Source organism: Nostoc sp. TCL240-02 (assembly GCF_013343235.1).
Classification (GTDB): Bacteria; Cyanobacteriota; Cyanobacteriia; order Cyanobacteriales; family Nostocaceae; genus Nostoc.
This window is the reverse complement of the sequence record NZ_CP040094.1, coordinates 2,229,306-2,247,365: the sequence shown is the minus strand read 5'-3', so window position 1 is coordinate 2,247,365 and position 18,060 is coordinate 2,229,306. Positions and strand designations below refer to the sequence as shown.

The following is an 18,060-nucleotide window of genomic DNA, read 5'->3' as shown; positions in this document are numbered from 1 at the left end:
TAAAAGCATATAAGGCAACTCTAGAAAACTTGTGTCTACACCATAGCCTGAAAGGACAGAGGCTTTAAATCTTACTTCCCTTCTCTACTTCCTCCTGCCTTCTCTTATAACCAAGCAGTTTCAATTACAAACGCACAATTATGGTAGATATTAAATTCGCATACTGGATTCCTAATGTTAGTGGTGGGTTAGTTGTTAGTAAAATTCCCCAACGCACAGATTGGACTTATGAATATAATGCTCAACTAGCTCAGACGGCTGAAGAAGTTGGGTTTGAATATGCTCTAGCACAAGCCAGATTTATCGCCAGCTATGGCGCTGAGTACCAGTTAGAGGCATTAACAACCGTGTCAGCCCTGGCTCCTGTCACTAAGAAATTAAAGCTAATTGCAGCAGTTCATCCTGGATTATGGCATCCGGGAGTAGTTGCCAAAATGGGAGCCAGCATCGATTTCCTTTCTAACGGACGCTTCGCTCTGAATGTAGTTAGCGGTTGGTTCAAAGATGAATTCACTATATATGGTGAACATTGGTTAGACCATGACGAACGCTATCGTCGTTCAGAAGAATTTATCCGCGTTCTCAAAGGTTTGTGGACTGAGGATGAGTTTCACTTTAAAGGCGACTTTTACCGGATTAATGGCGGTTGGGTGAAGCCTAAACCAGTTAATCAGAATCCACACCCGGAGATATTCCAAGGTGGTAACTCCAAGGCAGCGCGGCGGATGGCTGGCCGCGTCTCTGATTGGTATTTCATGAATGGCAATACCATAGAAGGGGTGCGAGAGCAGATTGAAGAAGTGTCTGCATTAGCGAGTCTTGAAGGACGCAAAATTAAGTTTGGTCTGAATTCCTTTATCATCGTGCGAGATACGGAAGCAGAAGCCCATGAAGTTTTGCGCGATATTATTACCCAAGCCGATGTAGAGGCGGTGAAAGGATTTGGTGAAGCAGTGAAACAGGCGGGAGCTTCTACTCGTGAACGTCAGGGAATGTGGGCGAATTCCAATTTTGAAGACTTGGTGCAATATAACGATGGCTTCCGTTCAGGCTTAATTGGCACTGCTGAACAAGTAGCTGAAAAGATTCGCCAGTTTCATGAAGCGGGAGTCGATTTAATTCTCGGTGGCTTCTTGCACTACTCGGATGATTTGCCAGCATTTGGTAAGACAGTAATTCCGATTGTGCGCGAACTTAAAGCTAATCGTCGGACAGCTGATGAGTTGGTTAGGGTGTAGTGGTTTATCGCATTAATTTGGATAGGTTACAAGATCCCCGAATTTTTAAAGAAGTCGGGGATATGACTACTGCTAACCACTCAGAATTAATGAAACAGAACATTAGATTAACAGGAACATACTTTGTTAGATGGGCAAGATGTCCATGTCTCATAGTAGTGGCGATTATGAGTCACTCAATCACCATCCAGGAGTTTTAGCATGACATCAGTAATTAATACAGAACAGAAGGCACATATTATTCGGGATGATAAAGAAGCGATCGCGATCGCTCACGAACTAGCAGCTGAGTTTGCCATAGGCGACTCAGAACGCGACCAAAATCGGCGTTTGCCTGCTGAGGAAGTGCAAAAGTTCTCCCAGAGTGGATTGTGGGGGATTACAGTTCCTAAAGAGTATGGCGGTGCTTTTGTATCGAGTGCCACCCTTGCAGAAGTAATTAAAATCATCTCCGAAGCCGATTCTAGCCTCGGTCAAATTCCCCAAAACCACCTCTATATGGTGGAAGCAGTTCGGTTGGATGGCACTGACGCTCAGAAGAAGTTCTTCTTTGATTTGGCTCTACAAGGTAAACGCTTTGGTAACGCCTTCTCAGAAATTGGCACTAAGTCTGTTACTGATGTGCAGACAAAGTTAACACCAGATGGATCTGACTTCGTACTTAACGGACGCAAATATTACTCTGCTGGAGCATTACTGGCACATTGGGTTCCCGTCATTGCTAGCAATACAGATGGTAAAACAGTGGTGGCATTTGTCGAAAGAGATGCAGAAGGACTAACCCTACTCGATGACTGGACAAGCTTCGGACAGCGTACCACTGCTAGCGGCACTACCATTATTGAAAATGTGAAAGTTAAGGCAGAACACGTCATACCGCACTACTTAGCCTTTGAGCGGGCTACACCAATGGGTGCGATCGCGCAAATCATCCAAGCCGCCGTAGACGTAGGGATTGCCAAAGCCGCAGTCCGTGACACCATCCACTTTGTCCGCAAATATACTCGCCCTTGGGTTGACAGCAATTTAGAAAAAGGCTACGAAGATCCTCTAACGCTCTATAACTTAGGCAATGTGCAAATCCAAGTTCACGCTTCAGAAGCATTGCTGCGGCGTGCAGGCGAATTTCTTGACATCGCCAACGAGTCAGGTTTAGAAGAACCCAAGGTAGTTGAAGCATCGATCGCAGTTGCTGAAGCCAAAGCACTAGCAACCGAAGCAGCATTACTAGCTACCAATAAGTTGTTTGAACTAGCAGGTACTAAGTCCACATTGGAAGAATTCAACTACAATCGCCACTGGCGAAATGCCCGCGCTCATACACTCCACGATCCCGTGCGCTGGAAATACTACGCTGTTGGTAACTACTTCCTCAATGGTGTCTACCCTCCGCGCCATCCTTGGCTGTAATTGCTGCATTCTTTACTGGGGTGACTCAATTTTGGATTTTAGATTTTAGATTTTGGATTAGAAAATCTTTTCAATCTAAAATCTAAAATTTGGTGAAGCATTCAGAAGTAATATTTATCAGAATGCGTTGTCTCTGAAAATCAAACATTATTTAAGTTGATACTATGAGTGTTGCAAATCCAATTCAGAGGCGGAGCATTTGGAAAAATCAGCCATTTAAGGGGCTGCTTTTTATTGCTGTGATTGCTGTCATTAGCTATATTTTTGAACTAATTTTTGGTCAAATTATTCAGCTAAATGTAGGAACAAAATTGACTTACATCACGATATGCTTCGTCTGGTGGTGGCATCTCGGTTTTTCCCTCAACGGCTATCCAGGTTCGCGCTTTTCCTCCACCCGATTTGGAAGAGGAACAGTAAATTTAGTAATGCTATTAGCGCTAGTTTACATTACTGGAGAAGCTTGGAAATTCATTTCTGCAAAACAAATTCTTACTGATACATCTGTAGGTTTGTGGGGACAAACAGCAATCATTGCCGCCGCCGCCAGTTTATTCTTCTTTGACAATACGATTGTCACCACTGAGGAAGTACGCAACTGGCATCCAGTGAGCGGTTTTCTCAATATCTTTTTTGCCGTCTTCTTTATTGCCCCTGCCCTCACATTTTTACCGCAAATGTGGGGACTTCAACCGTTTTATATTCCTTGGTATTGGTATCCTTGTTCAACAGTGTTCGGTAGTTTCTTTGAACGTTGGCCGTTAAGCAAATTGGAACTAGGAATGCCACGTTTGGGGTTACTCCATACAGGTATTATTTTGTTACTTACTCTGATTACAGAATTGTTTCTCAAACAGCTAGGACTAGATTTATTTACAACAACAACAGGCCCAACCTTTGCAGCTATTTGGACAACCGTTGGTTTAGGATTTGTTTGGCAATTCAATATGTGGCCTTTCACAGAGCTATCACAGCCCACAAAAGGCATTGTTGCATCTGTCGCAAGTTTAATAATTTCGGTCTTGTTTTACTTGGTGACAGTATCTATAGTAGGTCAGGAAAATATTATCCAAGGGCTTTACTGGTGGTTTAATATCCTTTGGGTTCAAGTATTCTTAATGGCTCCAGGATTATACGACGGAATTAGCCTTTGGCAGGATGTACCGCCACTAGTTGAAGAACAGCAACCCCTAAGCTTGAATCGTGAAGGACATTAGAATAATTCGTAATCCGTAATTAATCGTGAGGTTGTTATCGCAGTCCTAAATGATTTATGAACTTTTCTATTTCTTCTCTCGGCGCTCTTGGCGGCTTGGCGGTTCGATTATTTTCATAACTGAAATATAATTGCTATATCTCTGCTTCTTCTATCCTTTTAGCAGTGCAAGAATTGGTGTTACTGAAACAAGGGATGATTCTTGTAGGGTGGATAACATGAGCGCCCCGAAATACAAGGGACAGGTAAGATGTGCATCCCACAAAACTAGCAAAATCATCCTGCAAATATGCAACGCCGGAGAGTTTTTAACTTTCATATCTGCATTGCTGATTATGAGGTAAAAAACTCACCGACTTTCGATGAATTATTCTTTACACCTTTGCTGACGATCTAAAAGGTGAAGGTTGTCCTCACAGTACCAATTACAGCATCCTCATTGTCATTGTTTTGGGCAGGAGCCGTGATCCAAATTACCCCAGGGGTAATGGCAATGTTATCTGTAAGCTGATATTTGTAAAAGCCTTCAATATGTAAGGATGAATCATTGGCAGGCGCAGGATTACCACCCAGATAAGGTTCTGCACCTACAAGAACACCACCAAGGTTGCCTTGTTTACCTAAATCTGGGAATGCCAATCCCAGAGCATAATACCAAATATCTGCACTACCACTACCTGCCAGATTCTTGGCGTTAGTGTAGCCAAAAAACCCATTAACTGTAAATCGAGAACTAAATTTATAGAAAGCTTCGACTCCGTAAGAGTTAGTAATCATCCGCTCAAATGGAGTATTAGCTTGTCCTGTTCCAACAAGTGTAAAACCACTACCCAGGTCAAATATTGCTCCCCGATTTTGGTAGGCATTTACATAAGTAAAACCAATACCAGAGTTATTATTTAGGTTCCATGCTATTTGTCCAAATGCGCTATATTGACCATTAAAAAAACCACTGTCTGGCTGAGGACTGGCATGATCTCCTGCTAAGTAACCCAAGCTCAATACCAATTGGTCGCTGAGTCGATAATTGAATCCCCCACCTGCACCACCACCAATCCGGTAGATAGGACTAGAGGAAGCAAATTCTGTTAAAGCGCGACCGCCGCCTGTAGCACTATCAAGATAGGGACTCAGGGTAGGAACAAAATCAAAATATACTCCGTTTATTGCTCCTATATAAGCATCGATTTTGCTACCAACTGGGAAATAGTAAGAGAGCCAATCTACGGCTACTTGGTTGTTACTAGGAGCAAGATTGAAGGTTTGTAAACCTTCGGCTGAACCACCAGGAAGCTGCAAAATAGCAGCGTTTCCAGCAGTTAAACGAGTATTTAGAGTGTCTTTACCTGTAAAGCTAGTTTTGAAAACGAGGCGAACTCTATCTTGAAAAACTGTGTTATCACCATTAACTGTGCCTTGAAAGGCATTTGTAACCACAAAAATGGCTTCTGCAGCAAGCTTTGTAGTTGTTGAAAACTGATTGGCTTCTAGTTCCGCAGTCCGAGATTCTAAAGTATCAACGCGACCCCGTAGAGTTGCTAGTTCAGCAGTAAATTCTTCTTGCAGCCTTTGTACAGTAGTTAAGTCTTCTTTGCTAACTAAGTCAGATGTAGCTGTTGCAATTAGCTCGTTGATCCGAGATAAACAAGCATTTAAGCCTGCTGCAAATTCATAGCGAGTGATGGCGCGGTTTCCCCGATAAGTACTATTTGGATATCCCGCAATACATCCATAACGCTCGACTAAAGACTGGAGTGCGCCAAATGCCCAATCAGTTGGCTGTACATCTGAAAACTGAGATACAGATGTTACCTGAGACATCTTGTTTGTCTGTGGAACCGTTGCATCACTATCGATTGTAGGAAGTTTAGGCGTTTGTGCGATCGCAGTTGGTATATTTGTTTGAGTCCCAGCCATCACTAAATTATTGTCTTCAGCGTAAGCTGATGTGCTGGCTAGCAAAGTCGCCCCCACAATCATCGATTCCATGAATAAATTATGAAATGAACTGAACATTTCTATCACTCCTCATATTTTTGGTTTGAAAAATTTCGTGCAAGTCATCAGATATTTCAATGACTTGTCAAGCTAGAACATTATGGCTGTCCCTGAAAAATGTTGACTTACTCTAACACTCAAAAATTCGCACGAAGAATATCTGGCATTTAAATGTGCATATTTCAGTGGAGAAAAGACTTGTTTTTACAAAAAGATAATCCCTCTATAAGCTGGTCTATCTTCTAAGGGAATATCTATCTGTAAAAAATATTTTAACTTTAGACAGAAACCTGATTTTTTTGCAAAGCATTTATTATCTACTGTTAAACTATCTAGTTAATGTAGATTATCGTATTCAACTTATTAATATTGCATATATCTTCTTGAAAAACAAGTACATTAGATTTATTTTTTATTTTTTGCTCTCAACCAAATATTTTTTGATATTGCATTAATAATCTATAGCTTTATCACAATTAATTTAATTTAAACTTGCATTGTTATTTGAAATATGCAATACTATTTCTATTAGTACAGTATATTTATCAAAAAACTGTAGATTAAAATTTTCCCAGCCAAATTTATAGTTGCTCCTCACAGAAGGTTAGCAGGAGAAGTTGCAAAATATGCAATTAATCGAAACTGAAGAATCTCAAAATTATCTTGATTTAGCTAAGTCTTTAGCAAAGGAATTTGCCCAAACTGCTGTAGAGCGGGATGCCCAAGGGGGAACGCCAAAGCATGAACGCGATCGCTTGCGTCAAAGCAACTTATTGAGACTAATTATACCTAAAGAGTACGGTGGTTTAGGGCAAAGCTGGATTACTGTTCTGCAAATTACCCGCGAGTTTGCCAAGGTTGATAGTTCTATTGCTCACGTCTTTTCTTACCACCATTTAGGTGTAGTTATTCCTCATATCTTTGGTTCGGCAGAGCAGAAACAGCGATATTATTCAGAAACTATTCACAACAATTGGTTTTGGTGCAATGCCCTCAACCCTTTGGATAAAAGAACTACTTTGACAGCAGAAAATGATTATTTCCGTCTGAATGGGATTAAAAGCTTTTGCTCTGGCTCTCAAGATTCAGATATATTGCCAATCGGTGCGATTCATCAAGAAACTGGTGAATTGAATATTCTGGCAATTCCCACTCAACGGCAAGGCGTTACAGTTCATCATGATTGGAATAATATGGGGCAACGCCAAACAGATAGTGGTAGTGTTACTTTTGAGAATGTGTTGGTATACCATGAAGAAATTCTTGGTAGTAGAGACAAACCCAGCCAACCTTTCAAAACTATTCGCACCTGCTTAACTCAATTGAATCTTGCTAATATCTACCTGGGAATTGCACAGGGAGCATTTGAAGCTGCTAAAACATATACTTCCACTAATACCAAACCTTGGCTGACATCAGGTGTAGAGAGTGCAACCCAAGATCCTTACATCCTTCAGCACTATGGCAAAATCTGGGTTGATCTCCAAGCAGCAGTGTATCTAACTGAACAGGCGGGAGAATTACTACAAGCAGCTTGGGAGCAGGAATGGTCACTTACCTCTGAACAACGCGGAGAATGTGCGCTTTTGGTTGCTACTGCCAAAGTTTTTGCTACTAAAGTCGGTTTAGACATTACCAACCGGATATTTGAAGTTATGGGCGCACGCGCTACTAGTGCAAAATATGGCTTTGACCGTTATTGGCGTAATCTCCGCACGTTCACTCTGCACGATCCAGTAGATTACAAAATCCAAGATATAGGAAAGTGGGCGTTAAATGATGAACTGCCAAAACCCAACTTTTATTCATAGCGATTCTTTCACTTTGTAGCGCTTCCCGAAAAACTGCCGTTGATTCTTATTTTGAAGATATTTTCAGGCTAACTATAGACTTTCAGCTTAAAATAACTAAGTCAATCTTCAAACCAAGCTTAATCTCAGTATTTAAGTTTGTAACTTGTAAAACTTCTCATACTGAGTAAATCAGGCAAAAATATGGCTACGAAAATTCCTGTCACAGTGATTACAGGCTTCTTAGGTAGTGGAAAAACCAGCCTAATTCGCCACCTGCTACAAAACAACCAAGGTCGTCGCATTGCCATTTTAGTCAATGAATTTGGCGAACTTGGTATTGATGGCGAATTGTTAAAATCTTGTCAAATTTGCCCCGAAGATGCTGAGGGCGACACTAATATTTTTGAATTAACTAACGGCTGTTTGTGTTGCACCGTGCAGGAAGAGTTTTACCCGACGATGCAAGAGTTAATCAAGCGGCGAGATAGTATTGACTGCATTTTGATTGAAACCTCTGGTTTAGCCTTACCAAAACCATTGGTGAAGGCTTTTCGCTGGCAAGAAATTCGCAACGCCGCCACTGTAGATGCTGTGATTACCGTGGTAGATTGTGCGGCGGTAGGGGCGGGGACATTTGCTAGCAATCCAGATGCGATCGCAGCCCAACGACAGGCAGATGATAATCTAGAACACGAAACACCTTTGCAAGAACTATTTGAAGACCAACTTGCTTGTGCAGACTTGGTGGTATTGAATAAAATTGACTTGGTGGATGCTGAGACAAAAGCCAGAGTTGAAGAATTAATTAAGCAAGAGTTGCCCAGAGTGGTGAAAATTGTCGAGAGCGACCGTTCTCAGCTAGACGCATCTATATTATTAGGATTCCAAGCCGCAGTCGAAGACAATTTAGATAGCCGTCCGAGTCATGACGATACGGAAGAAGACCACAATCACGACGAAGAAATTACCTCAACTAATTTAATTTTGGATCGTACCTTTGATCCAGAAAAGCTGCAACAGCAGTTGGAGAAACTAGCACAACAACAAGAAATTTACCGAATTAAAGGCTTTGTGGCAGTACAAAATAAATCGATGCGTTTAGTGATGCAAGGCGTGGGAACTCGATTTGATAAATTTTACGATCGCCCCTGGAAACCCGAAGAGGCACGGCAAACCCGCTTAGTTTTCATCGGACGTGATTTGAAATCTTCAGAAATAGAATCGCAACTTGTAGCTTTGTGAATATACCTAGATCCCGACTTCTCAAAGAAGTCGGGGATCTATAATGCTAAGGTTTCGAGTTATAAATAATTAGTTAATTCAAAACAATAACTGAAAATTCCTCACTCTACAAAACTATGACGATTTCTCAACTTTTTAACTTCGCCAACCTTTTTGTGTTGCCATTTTGGGCGCTAATGATTTTATTGCCAAACTGGAAAGTTACACGGCAAATAATGTCATCATATTTGCCCTTTGTGCTGTTGGCTGGAGCGTATTTGTATTTGTTTATCAGCAGTATTACACCAGAAAATGCCCAAGCTTTATCGAATCCTCAATTAGCTGATATTGCTAAATTTTTCGCAGATGAAACGGCTGCTGCAACGGGTTGGATTCATTTTTTAGTGATGGATTTATTCGTCGGTCGTTGGATTTATTGGGAAGGGCAAAAAACAGGTATTTGGACAATTCACTCACTTGCACTGTGTTTGTTTGCTGGCCCTATGGGATTACTGTCTCATATCTTGACTTACTGGATTGCTAAGACATTTTTCCCTAATTCTCAGCAGAATGAAACGGTGACAGTAGAAGAAAAAGCTGCTTCATAATCTGGCACATAATAAGCCCAAGCGAATGGAAATCGCGGCTACGCAGTCAAAGTCCGCCTTTCCTGCGGGACGCTACGCGAACCCAGACTAAGTAAAGAATTAAGGGTATGAAACCCACGGAGGTGGGTTTTGTTTGTGTAGACGCGGTTTTTAACCGCGCTTTTAGCTATTAATCATTAACCGTTGTCGTGTCTATAGTCGGCATCTAACCAACAGCGTGGTAAAACTTCACCTGAAGGGAAAACGAGATTTTCTTTTTTAAAAGTTTCAGCTTGCTGTTCTTCTTGACCTTCTTGGTCTTTTGCGCGAACAACATCATTATTCGGGTCAAGTAATTCCTGAATTTCAACAATCTTGACTAATTCGCCACTATCTTTGACTTGTAAAAGCATAGAAATTGCCTCAGTGAGTTTGCATGAAAGTTCAAAGCGAGTTTTAAGATAAACTCGCTCAAATCTAAACTGATTTTGAACGCGGAGATTCCTTAATTGTTAAAGGAAATTTTTATCAAAAATCCACACAGAAATTACACGAGATTTATCTGTGTGTATCTGTAAAGTTAATTTTTATAAAATAGATATAGCAAACACCTACCTAATTCAGCAAATAAAATCGAATTAGGAAATGCTGATTAATAAAATTGTCAAACTAAGATAATCTTGGTTTTACCGCTTAGAACTCGCGTTGATATTTTTCCAAAATATCAACTAAAGTAACCTGGCATTGTACTGGCAGTAAATCGATTAAACGAATTTCACTTCTACCGCCGCCAATTTTTACTGAAATTGATTCCAAGACTTTTAAAACTTGGTCTTCATTTACGCTGTTGGAAGTAATTAAAGGATACAGTCGTTCGGCAACAAGAGTATGCAGTTTGGCATTAGATAAATAAAGATGCCATTTGGCAATGTCTATGTAGACATTTTCGCCAATTTCAGCTGCTAGGGCTTCTAGTAGTTCTGTGGTGTTAGTCTTAGCCATAAAAATAACCCTAAATTAAGAAAGAGCGCGAAATCTCAGGCTTTTTTACATTATCACTCAATTAAAAGGCTGATTCCACTACCACAGGTTACAATCGCCCCAGCATTAGTAGTCCGTCTTCAGGTGGATTTGGGTGGAGTTTCGGTGTAGTTAGCGATCGCACTAATATAAATCAGATGCGCTAACACTATTCCTGTCCAACTTAAAGTCACCCACGGTAGCCACTCCCAGGTAGTGCCTTTCAAAATGTGGAAAAACCACAAGCCAGAGTTAATCGTAGCAGCGATTGCTACATGGGTGGCAAAATTCATCCGGTCATCGATCTTACGATAATCAGGGTCTTTGCGATCGGGTTTGCGAGGCCAACGAGGAGGCATAAATATTTGTTACAGATTTAAATACACCCTATTTATTCTAAGGTTTTTGTGGCAGTGGTTGCTATTAGACCCTTACAACCGGAAGGGGCAGGGGGCAGGGGGCACAGTGAGCAAGAGGTGAGAACTTGAAACAAGTCTTTCCCCTTGTCCCCAATTCTCCTTGTCCCCATTCCCAATTCCCCATTCCCCATTCCCCAAACATAATTCATCAACCTAGTGGATGACCTTTTAATTTATCTCAGTTAAAAATGATTCATCTGTTTGATAGAGGGAGCAAATATATCCACTTGTGAATATGGAAAGAACCTTTAGAGGTGGATAAAAATGGCTAAGGCAAACCCAGTTGAAATGCAAAAACACTTAAAAGGTGTTGACTACCCTGCTGGAAAGAAAGACTTGATTAAGCACGCTAAAAAGCAAGGGGCAGATAAGGAGATTATTTCTCTGTTAGAGAAACTGCCAGATGATGAGGAGTTTGATAGCCCAGCCGATCTCAACAAAACTATAGGTGAGATAATCTAGGTTCTTGCTCTGGCGGGGAATAATCTCCTGATTTCCCGCCACTCTTACTTATTAAACGAATCGATTCAATTTGAATCGACTTTTCTAAGGCTTTTGCCATATCGTATAAAGTTAGCGCAGCCACAGAAACAGCAGTTAAGGCTTCCATCTCTACACCAGTTTCAGCTTTAGTTTTGACTGTGGCTTGAATTTGATAACCAGGTAGTTGCGGGTCGGGTATAATTTCGACTGCTATTTTTTGCAAAGGCAACGGATGACATAGAGGAATTAAAGCGGCTGTTTGCTTGGCTGCCATAATCCCAGCCAATCTTGCAGTTGCCAACACATCGCCTTTTGGGACATTTCCGGCTTGAATAGCAGCAAAGGTTGTTGGCAACATTCGCACATTGGCAGTAGCTACTGCTTGGCGGATGGTGGGTGCTTTATCAGACACATCTACCATCTGTGCCTGCCCGTGTTGATCTAGATGGGTTAAGCTGGCAGAATTAGATAGAAAATTATCTTGCATCATTTAGTTAGAACGTGTTAATATAGATTGTCGGTGAGGGCGTGTAGCTCAGTGGACTAGAGCACGTGGCTACGGACCACGGTGTCGGGGGTTCGAATCCCTCCTCGCCCGTTTTATCAGGCTAAGAGTCAAAAGTTAGGAGTGAGGAATTAAATTTCTTCACTCCTAACTTTTAAGTTTTTCAAGGCATAAGCATCTGGAGCTAGACCTAGTGCAAAGCGCAGGGAGTTGGATAGGTTTTTGCTCGACTGGGTGACGAAGATGACAAGTGCAACAGAAGTGATCGCAGCACCGTAGCCAAACATATCGCGGTAGCCGACTTGTTCTGCGATGATGCCCAAAAGAGGAGCAGCGATCGCAATTCCCAGGTCAAGTCCAGCTATGCATAGAGCAAAAATTTGCCCCCGTTCTTCTGGCAGTGAACGGTCTGTCATCATTACAATCATCATCGAGATTAGTGTACCACTACCAGCACCTTCAGCGAGCGCAGCCAATAAGAAAACCATCGAGCTGTGAGCCTGCCACAGCAGTATTAACGCTAAAACATAACAAAAAATACCAAAGGTGATAAATAAACCACGACCAAAGCGATCGCTTGCCTTACCAGCAAATACCCTGATACTAAAACTAGAAATTGCCGAAGCTGTAAAAAACAGTCCGCCATTGAAGTCTACCTGACTGGATTTGAGAAACAACGAGACAAAGGTATGTACAGCACCGATAGACAAACCAACCAGCAACATAACTATAGTTGGAACTCTCACCTGTGGACTGTTCAAAATTTGCCAATAATTGCGATCCTCTGCCTCAGTTTGCTCTTGTGTCTGCACTGGTGGATTCATGACTTGTACAATTCCCAAGAGAGCGAAAAAACCCAATTCCGCAGATACCAGAAATAATATTCCGTAACCACTTGTAGCTTCTAAATACCCACCCAAGGCAGGGCCAATTGCTAAACCAAGGGGAGTTGCTAGGGTCATGTAACCAATGATTTCGCCACGAGTTTTTGCGGGAGCTAAATCTGCGATTAAGGCACTGTAGCCAGTTGTAAAAGCAGCAACGCTAATACCATGAAAAATTCGTACCAGGATCAGCAGCCCAATTAATTGGGTTGCCAAGTAACCAAAGGGTGTGATCGCAGCTACTATCGTACCAATTAACAAGACAATTTTTCGACCACGTTCATCGGCTAACCGTCCCAGCGTCGGGCGAGATAGCAATAACCCAATGGCAAAACTGCCCATCACAATCCCAATTTCTTGCTTGCTTGCGCCCACATCATTGATGTAAAGCGGTAAGGTTGGTAAGAGCGAAGACAAACTCGACCAGAATAATAAACCTGCTGTAAATAAAATCAGCAGGTTGCGCCGTAGTTCGGTGTCAAAAGTATTAAGTGCTTTCAAGGTAGATGCAATTTAATGAGTTGTTTGTCATTTGTCATTTGTCCTTTGTCCTTTGTCCTTTGTTTAGAGTCAACCAATATTTACTCTTAACTATTTACTAATGACCAATGACCAATGACTAATGACTAATCATTACTATTGTTACGTTACTTAACATTTTTTGCTACTACTTCTCGCACGCGATAGATAGGCCGTCCTTGAGATTCATGGTATGTACGCATGAGCAATTCTGCTAAAAGACCGAAGCAAAATAACTGCACCCCAGTTACTAGCAGGAGAACAGCTAAACTTAGCAAGGGGCGATTGCCAATCATCTCACCTAAAGCTAATTTGACGAAAGTCAAGTAAATTCCGATCGCTGTGCCGGAAACCATTGAAATCAAGCCCAAAAGCCCAAAAACGTGCATCGGCCGGGTGAGGAATTTTTTCATAAATAGAATGGTTAACAAATCCATCAACACCCGGAATGTCCGCCAAATCCCATATTTACTGCGACCAAAACGACGTGCGTGATGACGCACGGGTATTTCAGTAATTCTAGCTCCTTCGATGTACGCCAAAGCGGGTAAAAATCGGTGTAGTTCGCCGTAGAGGTTCATATCTGCCAACAGTTCTGCACGATAAGCTTTCAGCGAACAGCCATAATCATGAATATTCACGCTAGTGGTATGGCGAATTAGCCAGTTGGCAATTTTGGAAGGAAGTAACCGATTTACAGCACCATCTTGGCGCTTTTGCCGCCAACCACTTACCAAATCGTAACCTTCATCCAGCTTTGCTAATAACATGGGGATATCAGCCGGGTCATTCTGGAGATCGGCATCTAAGGTAACGATCGCTTTCCCCACTGCATAATGAAACCCAGCAGCCATCGCCGCAGTTTGTCCGTAGTTGCGACGCAAAATCACCGCCTTTAAATCAGTGCGGTTTTGCGCCTCTTTTTTCAGAAAATCCCCGGAACCATCTGTAGAACCATCATCCACACAGATGATTTCATAATTTACCTGACTAGAAAATAAAGTAGATGCGATCGCTTCTAGTAAAAGCGGCAAACTTTCCACCTCATCATGTATAGGCACCACCACCGAAACATCTGGGACAATAGCCGAAATCGCCCCATTCTCCTCACTCAACCCTTGATAAACCTTCCCACTCCTCATATACCCCTGTGTCCTCAGCGTCTCTGTGGTTCGTAACTCTTAAAAACTCTACCAGCACCTCGCAGCTGCTGATAATACGACAGACTAACAGCATCTCCCTGTTCCGAGAGAATATCAATCCCAATTCCATCCCGTCCCTGATCTTTACCAGAACTATGGATGTAATAGCCATCGGCCAAATAAAGTGCGACATGGGTTGCTTTTTGGTTAGTTCCAAAAAATACCAGATCCCCGGCTGCTAGTTCTGCAATCGTAATTGGTTGGGTGAATTCTTCCTGTTGATAGGCATCTCTAGGTAGCCAAATACCCACTGAAGCAAACGCCGCCTGCATCAACCCAGAACAGTCATAATTTGGCCCAACCGTACCACCCCAAAGGTAATAATTTGATTGTTGCATCGCTTTTTGGGTAAAGGCGATGACCTCTGCGAGGAGTTTCTTAATTTCAGATTCAGAAAATGTTGCAGCCTGATAAGGTACAGTAGCAGGTTGTAATGAATCAAAATCTGAAAGAGATAACCATCCCGGATAGTCATCTTCACACAAATACACCTCGACCGCTAAATTTTGACGATTTGATGTTACCCACAAATGCCTCCCAGATGCAGATTGAGTTGCTAAACGTGTACATTCAGGAGAATCATATAAATTTAGGTCAGTTAAACACTGATACTCCCCTAATTTTGGATTTTGGATTTCGGATTTTAGATTAAAGGACATTATTAGAGAATGATTTTTTTTAATAAAGACGAACAACTCGAAAATATTGGTAATGGCATTTTAGATGCAACTTGGGCAGCATTTCCGACTTTAGCCCGGAATCAAATTGCCTTGACTTGGGTTGTTTACGATCCACCAGTGCTAGTAAATACTGGTGGGGCGCTGACTCCCAACGCTTTTTGGGATCATCCAGTCCGTGGTTTTACTTATCGCGGTGTTGAACGGATTTATCCCGCTAGTGTAGTCAAGCTATTTTACCTGGTGGCGGTAAATGAATGGCTAGAAAAAGGCATGAGTCAAACTTCCAAGGAATTGGAACGCGCCTTGCAGGATATGATTGTCGATTCTAGTAACGATGCTACCAGCTTGGTTGTGGATATTTTAAGTGGTACTACATCTGGGCCAGAATTACCAACCGGGCCCTTTGAAACTTGGAAATATCAGCGTAATATCGTTAACCGCTATTATCAATCTTTGGGTTGGGAAGAAATGGAGACGATTAACGTCTGTCAAAAAACTTGGGGTGATGGGCCTTATGGACGGGAACGGGCGTTTGCGGGAGAGTTACTAGAAAATCGCAATATGTTAACAACAAATGCGATCGCTAGGTTACTGCATAGTATTGTAGGTGGAGTGGCGGTTTCAAGTGCGCGATCGCAAGCAATGATGGCTTTACTGAAACGTCCTCTCAACGATTTACCCACTGACACCGAGGAAAATCAAGTAACAGGTTTTTTAGGTGGTGGACTTCCTAAAAATGCTCAAATTTGGTCAAAAGCAGGCTGGACAAGTCAAGTTCGTCATGATGCAGCGTATATTGAGTTACCAGAACAGCGCCCTTACCTCTTAGTGGTGTTTACTGAAGGTAAAGTGCAGGCTAAGAGTCAGGCTATTTTGCCCTTTGTTTCTGGACTATTTGCTGATGCGATTAGCAGCTTATAATCCAATAGCATGGATTAATAACTTCTTTCTTCTCTCTGTGTTCTCTGCGCCTCTGCGGTTCGTTAAAAAAATTGACTTTAATAAAAAGTTTTAGCCATAACTGAACCGTATTACTCTATAGCAATCCTTAATCATTTGCAAACAACAAAATCCCCGACTTATGAAATAAGTTGGGGAGCTAAATCCACCAATTTTCACAAATCAGATAGGATTGCTATATTTCAACTTAAATTCATCAAACTTCACTACTTCCGAATCAGGTTTGCGAGTGTCAAAGCGATAACTACTTATTGTCCCCGCCCCCGTATCAAAAATACTAAAAACCGTAATATTATTACTCGAAATATAAGGCATCGGCTTACCATCTTCACCCAACAAAGGGGAAATTGTGGGCACTATTGGTTCCAAACCATTGGGATCGCCAACCTTAACATAATCCTCTTGATATCCAATTGGCACTTCTCGCTTTCTGTCACCCCAAGCAGCGCCGTAAGTATTGCCCACATTAGATGTTTCTAGAAAGTGCATTCCACTGGGACTAACAAAACGGTTCCACAAATGAGAATGCCCATAGAATACCAATTGCACATTAGCCGCTTCTAATAAAGGCACAACATCACGGATAATATAATCTGCATCTTTCGAGTATTCGTAACGCACTGCTTTAATATTATTACCCTCCCGTTCAATTATTTGAACAGGTTCTGTATAAGCAGGAACGATATTATCACCCAGAGTATGGGGAGGATGATGGAACATCACAACTTTGTATTTTGCTTGTTTAAATTCAGGGCTGTTGAGTTCTGCTTCTAGCCAATTATACTGCTTGCTCCCTTGAGCAATTGGCTCATAAATTAGCTGTCCATAACCCCAGTTTTCAGGATTATTTGAATCCTTTTCAGCTTCTAGATATCTACCCTTACGCTTTCCATCTAAGCTGGGAGTTCGCCACATATTTGTAGCGTACAGTACCACTAAACGCACATCCCCAAAACTGACTGCATAATACCTTTTTCCACCCTCTTTACTTTTTGGTAAAGAGAAAATCTCTTCGTAGGTATTAGTATTAAAAGAATTATCTATTAAAGATTTGTCTTGATAGATTTTTTGAGCAACTGTACGAGGAATTGTATCATCAAATTCACCATCTAAACTTCCCATCCTGGCAAATCGCCCCATCACCTCATGATTACCAATACAAGTAAACATAGGTGCGTGTTGAATTATTTGTCCACCAGTGTAAGTTGTCTTAATGTCGTTGTGCGTCATTTCATAAGTAGCACGACCTTGTAAGCCGGGAAACAACGCCCCACCACTATTATCATCAAACCATTCTGAGGCGCGATCGCTAATATTAACTAAATCACCAGCAAACCACACCCCATCAACTCGTCCAACTGTTTCTACCACCTTTTGCAGATTTGCTGCTGTCATCGGCTTTAATTGATGATCTGAGGTAAGTAAAATTTTTAGTGGTGTATCTGGTTTGGGAGTAGCTGCAAGGGTAAAAACATCACTACTAGCACTCTCACCGTCTTCTCGCACACTGGTGACACGATAATTTACCCGGACTCCAGGAGTTAACCCACCTACCTCAGCCTCATGTCGCCAAATGTCGCGCTGAACTGGTTTTTGATAAACTTGCCCATCTTTAGTTTGGCTTCCAACTCTTGATTGCTGGTCTTCACGAGTGCGATTGAGTTTGGTAGTATTTGCCTTAGCAGTTTGTTTAAGATTTTCACCGTAAGTTACTGTGTGGTTAACACCAGCAAACTCAGTGAACCAAACTACTTGCACTGAGGTTTCAGTTGGCAGTTGTAAAAATGGATCGGTGAGCAGTTGGGGTGCTGATGTCATAATTGTTTGCCCAAATGAACGCACGCTTACCAGAGTAAGGCATATTACAAGCGTAAGCATAGCCACTAAGGAAATTTTACGGCTGTGTAAGCGTCTGATCATGAGTA

General features: G+C 41.8%; 17 protein-coding genes and 1 tRNA gene. 9 read left to right on the top strand and 9 right to left on the bottom strand.

All coding sequences use genetic code 11. The annotated features are described in order from the left end of the window. Positions 1-140 precede the first annotated feature (140 nt). The 3 genes from sfnG (at position 141) to FBB35_RS09740 (ending at position 3,865) form a co-directional block, all read left to right on the top strand. A complete protein-coding gene (gene sfnG / locus FBB35_RS09750; RefSeq protein WP_174709461.1) occupies positions 141-1,238 on the top strand; it encodes a dimethylsulfone monooxygenase SfnG in 1,098 nt (365 codons plus the stop codon). Between the two features lie 201 nt (positions 1,239-1,439). Then, entirely contained in the window at positions 1,440-2,648 is a 1,209-nt protein-coding gene (locus tag FBB35_RS09745) for an SfnB family sulfur acquisition oxidoreductase (protein ID WP_174709460.1), read from the top strand. A 164-nt stretch (positions 2,649-2,812) separates the two neighbouring features. Then, complete coding sequence (locus FBB35_RS09740; RefSeq protein ID WP_174709459.1) at positions 2,813-3,865, top strand: hypothetical protein; 1,053 nt, start codon at positions 2,813-2,815, stop codon at positions 3,863-3,865. Positions 3,866-4,257: 392 nt separating this feature from the next. On the opposite strand, the gene FBB35_RS09735 is transcribed toward FBB35_RS09740, so the two are convergent. Beyond that, the gene (locus tag FBB35_RS09735; protein ID WP_174709458.1) at positions 4,258-5,880 is read right to left on the bottom strand and encodes an iron uptake porin; all 1,623 of its coding nucleotides are present in this window, start codon (positions 5,878-5,880) and stop codon (positions 4,258-4,260) included. A gap of 608 nt (positions 5,881-6,488) precedes the next feature. Here FBB35_RS09735 and FBB35_RS09730 point away from each other — a divergent pair. The 3 genes from FBB35_RS09730 (at position 6,489) to FBB35_RS09720 (ending at position 9,484) form a co-directional block, all read left to right on the top strand. Then, positions 6,489-7,673: an acyl-CoA dehydrogenase family protein gene (locus FBB35_RS09730; RefSeq protein ID WP_174709457.1), complete on the top strand. Its 1,185-nt coding sequence runs from the start codon at positions 6,489-6,491 to the stop codon at positions 7,671-7,673. Positions 7,674-7,856: 183 nt separating this feature from the next. Further along, positions 7,857-8,897 (top strand): cobalamin biosynthesis protein CobW, encoded by a 1,041-nt coding sequence (cobW, locus tag FBB35_RS09725; protein ID WP_174709456.1) that lies wholly within the window; start codon positions 7,857-7,859, stop codon positions 8,895-8,897. A 116-nt stretch (positions 8,898-9,013) separates the two neighbouring features. Beyond that, the gene (locus FBB35_RS09720; RefSeq protein ID WP_174709455.1) at positions 9,014-9,484 is read left to right on the top strand and encodes an ABA4-like family protein; all 471 of its coding nucleotides are present in this window, start codon (positions 9,014-9,016) and stop codon (positions 9,482-9,484) included. Positions 9,485-9,660: 176 nt separating this feature from the next. On the opposite strand, the gene FBB35_RS09715 is transcribed toward FBB35_RS09720, so the two are convergent. The 3 genes from FBB35_RS09715 to FBB35_RS09705 all read right to left on the bottom strand — a co-directional run bounded on the left by FBB35_RS09715 (position 9,661) and on the right by FBB35_RS09705 (position 10,842). Continuing rightward, positions 9,661-9,876 (bottom strand): acetyltransferase, encoded by a 216-nt coding sequence (locus FBB35_RS09715; protein WP_174709454.1) that lies wholly within the window; start codon positions 9,874-9,876, stop codon positions 9,661-9,663. Positions 9,877-10,156: 280 nt separating this feature from the next. Next, positions 10,157-10,465 (bottom strand): DUF3181 family protein, encoded by a 309-nt coding sequence (locus FBB35_RS09710; protein ID WP_174709453.1) that lies wholly within the window; start codon positions 10,463-10,465, stop codon positions 10,157-10,159. Between the two features lie 119 nt (positions 10,466-10,584). Then, entirely contained in the window at positions 10,585-10,842 is a 258-nt protein-coding gene (locus FBB35_RS09705) for a 2TM domain-containing protein (protein WP_174709452.1), read from the bottom strand. A 324-nt stretch (positions 10,843-11,166) separates the two neighbouring features. Between FBB35_RS09705 and FBB35_RS09700 the strand changes: the two genes are divergently transcribed. Beyond that, a complete protein-coding gene (locus FBB35_RS09700) occupies positions 11,167-11,364 on the top strand; it encodes a DUF2795 domain-containing protein (protein ID WP_114082018.1) in 198 nt (65 codons plus the stop codon). Here the strand turns inward: FBB35_RS09700 and moaC are convergent. After that, positions 11,345-11,872: a cyclic pyranopterin monophosphate synthase MoaC gene (gene moaC, locus FBB35_RS09695; RefSeq protein ID WP_174713586.1), complete on the bottom strand. Its 528-nt coding sequence runs from the start codon at positions 11,870-11,872 to the stop codon at positions 11,345-11,347. The genes FBB35_RS09700 and moaC overlap by 20 nt on opposite strands. A gap of 37 nt (positions 11,873-11,909) precedes the next feature. On the opposite strand from moaC, the gene FBB35_RS09690 reads away from it, so the two are divergent. Beyond that, positions 11,910-11,983: transfer RNA gene (locus tag FBB35_RS09690), tRNA-Arg, on the top strand. A 38-nt stretch (positions 11,984-12,021) separates the two neighbouring features. Here FBB35_RS09690 and FBB35_RS09685 read toward each other — a convergent pair. The 3 genes from FBB35_RS09685 to FBB35_RS09675 all read right to left on the bottom strand — a co-directional run bounded on the left by FBB35_RS09685 (position 12,022) and on the right by FBB35_RS09675 (position 15,154). Continuing rightward, positions 12,022-13,275 (bottom strand): MFS transporter, encoded by a 1,254-nt coding sequence (locus tag FBB35_RS09685; protein WP_174709451.1) that lies wholly within the window; start codon positions 13,273-13,275, stop codon positions 12,022-12,024. Between the two features lie 146 nt (positions 13,276-13,421). Beyond that, a complete protein-coding gene (locus FBB35_RS09680) occupies positions 13,422-14,435 on the bottom strand; it encodes a glycosyltransferase family 2 protein (protein ID WP_174709450.1) in 1,014 nt (337 codons plus the stop codon). 14 nt (positions 14,436-14,449) lie between these two features. Next, positions 14,450-15,154 (bottom strand): C40 family peptidase, encoded by a 705-nt coding sequence (locus FBB35_RS09675; protein ID WP_174709449.1) that lies wholly within the window; start codon positions 15,152-15,154, stop codon positions 14,450-14,452. A 9-nt stretch (positions 15,155-15,163) separates the two neighbouring features. Between FBB35_RS09675 and FBB35_RS09670 the strand changes: the two genes are divergently transcribed. Next, on the top strand, positions 15,164-16,096 hold the full coding sequence (locus tag FBB35_RS09670) for a serine hydrolase (protein ID WP_174709448.1): 933 nt from the start codon (positions 15,164-15,166) through the stop codon (positions 16,094-16,096). A 201-nt stretch (positions 16,097-16,297) separates the two neighbouring features. Here the strand turns inward: FBB35_RS09670 and FBB35_RS09665 are convergent, their stop codons facing one another. Further along, positions 16,298-17,953 (bottom strand): metallophosphoesterase family protein, encoded by a 1,656-nt coding sequence (locus FBB35_RS09665; protein WP_254625895.1) that lies wholly within the window; start codon positions 17,951-17,953, stop codon positions 16,298-16,300. Positions 17,954-18,060: the final 107 nt, after the last annotated feature.